4 protein-coding genes are annotated in these 3,865 nt (G+C 48.2%); 2 read left to right on the forward strand and 2 right to left on the reverse strand.

The features are described 5' to 3' along the window. Window positions 1–533: 533 nt before the first annotated feature. A complete protein-coding gene (locus tag C7N83_RS13245; protein ID WP_211296670.1) occupies window positions 534–977 on the reverse strand; it encodes an inorganic phosphate transporter in 444 nt (147 codons plus the stop codon). Between the two features lie 235 nt (window positions 978–1,212). Here C7N83_RS13245 and C7N83_RS15425 point away from each other — a divergent pair, with 235 nt between their 5' ends. Together C7N83_RS15425 and C7N83_RS13255 are read left to right on the forward strand one after the other, a co-directional pair. Beyond that, entirely contained in the window at window positions 1,213–1,434 is a 222-nt protein-coding gene (locus C7N83_RS15425; protein WP_106743209.1) for a hypothetical protein, read from the forward strand. 296 nt (window positions 1,435–1,730) lie between these two features. After that, a complete protein-coding gene (locus C7N83_RS13255) occupies window positions 1,731–2,996 on the forward strand; it encodes an NRAMP family divalent metal transporter (RefSeq protein WP_106743210.1) in 1,266 nt (421 codons plus the stop codon). A 612-nt stretch (window positions 2,997–3,608) separates the two neighbouring features. Here the strand turns inward: C7N83_RS13255 and C7N83_RS13265 are convergent. Beyond that, on the reverse strand, window positions 3,609–3,865 hold a 257-nt coding region (locus C7N83_RS13265; protein WP_146135174.1), incomplete at its 5' end, for a transposase.

Below are 3,865 nucleotides of genomic sequence, written 5' to 3' on the forward strand. Positions count from 1 at the left end.
AGTTTGGGGAACGGGTTGTTGGCACTTCGGACACTGGCTGCCGTTAATCCGGCTGTGTCGGAAGCAGTCAAACCTGAGGCAGAAAGGCGTAATATTTGCCGGAATTTCTGCCCGGAAAGTTTACCGGACTTTGGGTACTTGTTTTTAATATAGATATCAGAAGATTACCATAAAGTTTTATGAGTTTGCTTCTTAAGCCCCTAAGTTAATATAGTATATTTTCCGGTCTGGGATTGATGCGGTAAGCGTCAGGTAGGTGTAAATCCACTATTTTAAAATGCTGAACGAACTGTTTATTAAACCGCCATACCTTAAAACTTAAATTTGGCAGATTTACATCCCCGACACACGTTCTGTGAAATGGTCAAACAGGCTTGATGATAAAAATCAAAAGGACGTCTGAAAAAATTCAGACGTCCTTTTGATTGTGCTTGTTCTGTCTTAGAAAATACTCCGTAAAATCAGGAAGCAGGCAACGGACAGCATCGTAGCAGACGGCAGGGTGATGGCACAAGCCTGGCCGATGGGTTTCATCAACGTCCAGTTGGCATTGCGGTATCCACCGCACCGACCAGAATGCGTGTGCCGGAACCGGCCAGCTTTCTGGGGGTGAATAACAGCATTAAAGCCGAAGCAAGCAAGGCGGATATCATGATATACACAAACTGCATAAGCCCAAGGTCCATCGCTTTTAAGTCGGTGATGCCTTTGTGGATGGTCGAGATCACTTCGCCACCGGAAATCATCGCGCTGCTGAATTTGAAAACCGCCGCCACCAATAAGGTTTGCGTGATGGTCAGCGTGCCGGCGCCGAATGGTGTGCCGGACGATTTGGCGATGCCGTTGCCGCCGATGTTGAGGGCCATAAATACGCCGGACAATATCGCCGGCAGGAAAAGCATGGTATGGTTGCCATTGGTGCAGCCTATGCCCCATACCAATGGAATAACCGGCCGCACCAAATTAATAAGAGGCAAATATGGCATTGATTTTTTTAACATTAGAACCTAAAGAAACCGTGCCCATGATTTTCCCTTGCAAAATGGAAGCTGTTTTGAACCGCTGCCACTTTAACCATGTTTTGTGACAGTTGTGTGACAATGTTAAATTTTGTCGGGCATAAAAAACGGTTACAGCGTCAGCCTGCTTCAGCGCAAAGAGAACCATTTTGTCAGCCGCTGAAGGGGCAACAGAATCGGTGACGTACTCGTTTTGTTGCCTATCAGCAGAACGCTTGGTATCAGTTATTTATTGATTCCACTATTGTTGCTTGACGCGGTGTTGAAATTTGATTGGAATATAATTTATTTTGAAAAAATGATGACAATTGCCGTGTTCGCTTTCGTACCGGGCGGGGCGGCCATACCCACCGGCGGCTTTTCCGGCACGTCCAACCACGAGGCGGCAGGCGGAGTGACAAAGTTGGGGCGTTGAGGAAGAACCAATGTGACAAAGGCCGTCTGAAAAGCGTTTGAAACATGATGTCATAGGCAGAACGTGTCCCAGATGGTAGATGGCATTCATCAGCAATAAAAGCGATACTAGGCTGTTTTGAGACAGGTTTGTGGCATAGTTTGCGAATTTTTATGAAACTTTAAAATTACTCAAAAAGTTTCAGATTTTAAATTGGCATTAAATGCCAATAAATCAAAAAAATGGAAGTTTAAATTTACGCTAAAATCCAACTTTTCGTAATTTTAAACAGGCCGTCTAAACAGGCGGGTAATAAAATGTCTCAAAATCAAACACACACTTTAACATCTACTTGGCAAAGCCGCATGAGCGCGCTGGGGCCTGGTATTCTCATGGCATCGGCGGCCATCGGCGGCTCGCACTTGATTGCATCTACTCAGGCTGGTGCGCTTTATGGCTGGCAGTTGGCGCTAATCATCGTCTTAACCAATATCCTGAAATATCCGTTTTTCCGTTTCAGCGCGCATTACACCATGGACGCAGGCAAAAGCCTGGTGCAGGGTTATGCCGAGAAAAGCCACTTTTATTTGTGGGTTTTCACACTGTTGTGTTTTATTTCGGCCACCATCAATGCCGGTGCGGTAGCGGTAGTGACGGCAGCGATTATCAAAATGGCCTTGCCAAGTTTAGGCTTGGAAACGGGCATGATTGCGGCTTTGATTATGCTTTCGTGCTTGCTGATTTTATTGAGCGGCCAATACCGCGCTTTGGATAGGGTTTCTAAGGCGATTGTGGCTAGCTTGGCGGTCGCGACCATGATTACGGCCGGTATCGCCATGTCGCGCGGCATGCAGATGCAGCCTGACTTTATCGAGCCGACACCGTGGACGCTTACCGGTTTGGGCTTCATCATCGCTTTAATGGGCTGGATGCCTGCGCCGATCGAGATTTCCGCGATTAACTCCTTGTGGGTGACGGAAAAACAAAAAATCCAACCTTCCAGCTACCGTGACGGTATTTTCGATTTCAATGTCGGTTTCTATACCAGCGCGGTGTTGGCAGTGGTGTTTCTGGTGTTGGGTGCGTATGTCCAATACGGCAACGGTGAAACCGTGCAGATGGCAGGCGGCAAATACATCGACCAATTGATTAATATGTATGCTGTAACCATCGGCGAATGGGCGCGTCCGCTGGTGGCGTTTATCGCTTTTGCCTGTATGTACGGCACCACCATCACTGTGATTGACGGCTATGCCCGCGCCATGTCGGAATCAGTGCGCCTGATCCGCCGCAAAGAAAGCATCAGCAAAGGCGAATTGTTCGGCTGGTATATCTGGGTTGCCGGATCAGGTTTGGCAATGATTTTGTGGTTCAACAGCGCGATGGCGGAATTGTTGAAATTTGCTATGATTTCCGCTTTCTTAGCCGCGCCGATTTTTGCATGGCTGAACTACCGTTTGGTGAAAGCCGACAAAAAACACAAACTTTCTAAAGGCATGGAAGCCTTGGCAATTGTAGGTTTGGTTTATTTGGTAGGTTTTTCCGTGTTGTTCCTGCTTAATTTGGCCGGATTCCTTAGTTAAACCAAATTAAAAGCGAAAAGGCCGTCTGAAATTAAAATTTTCAGACGGCCTTACATTTGCCTGACAAGTGCAACGTTCCACCAACAGAAAAAGGCAGTATGCGGTAGCATACTGCCTTTCCCGACAACAAAAAGCAACATGGCCGGCACACAACTGACCACAAGGCAACGCCTGCATTTCCGGACACGACCGCAAGAACCCCCCAGACAGACCGCACAAACCATCCTCCGCCGCCAGCCGCAAAATCAAAGCAGAACATACCGTTACCGACAGGCACAGCAACACAGCGGCGCCGGAAAGAAAAACAAAACCGCACAGGAAATGACCGCTGCCGTCAAACAGGCTGTTGCAGGGCCGATTACCCGGAAATAAATCCACACGATTTTACGCTGCAAGTCAACTTGTTCCCCTTTCAGGTGAAACACGTTGCTTTGGCGCAAACCGGTAGCAAAACTGAAAACAGCCATCTGCCGCCAAAAATTATCCGGCAAAGCGGTTTTTGGTGCTTGCCTTGCAATCCATACCGTTGATGACCGCCATGATGACCCCACGGCTCAAATCATGAAGATAAATCCCCCTGAGTTGGCCGAGTTGCCGCAAACAGGAGGTCGTTCAAAATCCTGTGTCAGCTTGAATTCTACAACCGGATAATGCCGTCCGGCTGTCAAAACAAACCGCCAACTGCGGGAGCGTCTGCCCCCGGTTTGCAATCGGCATCGCCCATTTCCCCAAAGCCTTACCGATACCGCCATATAAAAGCTTCAACAAGCCGGTTTCATTGGGGAATGCGCCTTGGGTTTTGGCCAGCTTCCGAAACTGGCGGTGTACCGCCTCTGCCGCATTGGTCGTATAAATCGGTTTGCGTACGG

Source organism: Neisseria iguanae (assembly GCF_003013245.1).
Lineage (GTDB): Bacteria > Pseudomonadota > Gammaproteobacteria > Burkholderiales > Neisseriaceae > Neisseria > Neisseria iguanae.

Bases quoted from the DNA above. Each gene is read 5' to 3' on its own strand.
- C7N83_RS13255 (WP_106743210.1), top strand. From the start codon at position 1,731: ATGTCTCAAAATCAAACACACACTTTAACATCTACTTGGCAAAGCCGC.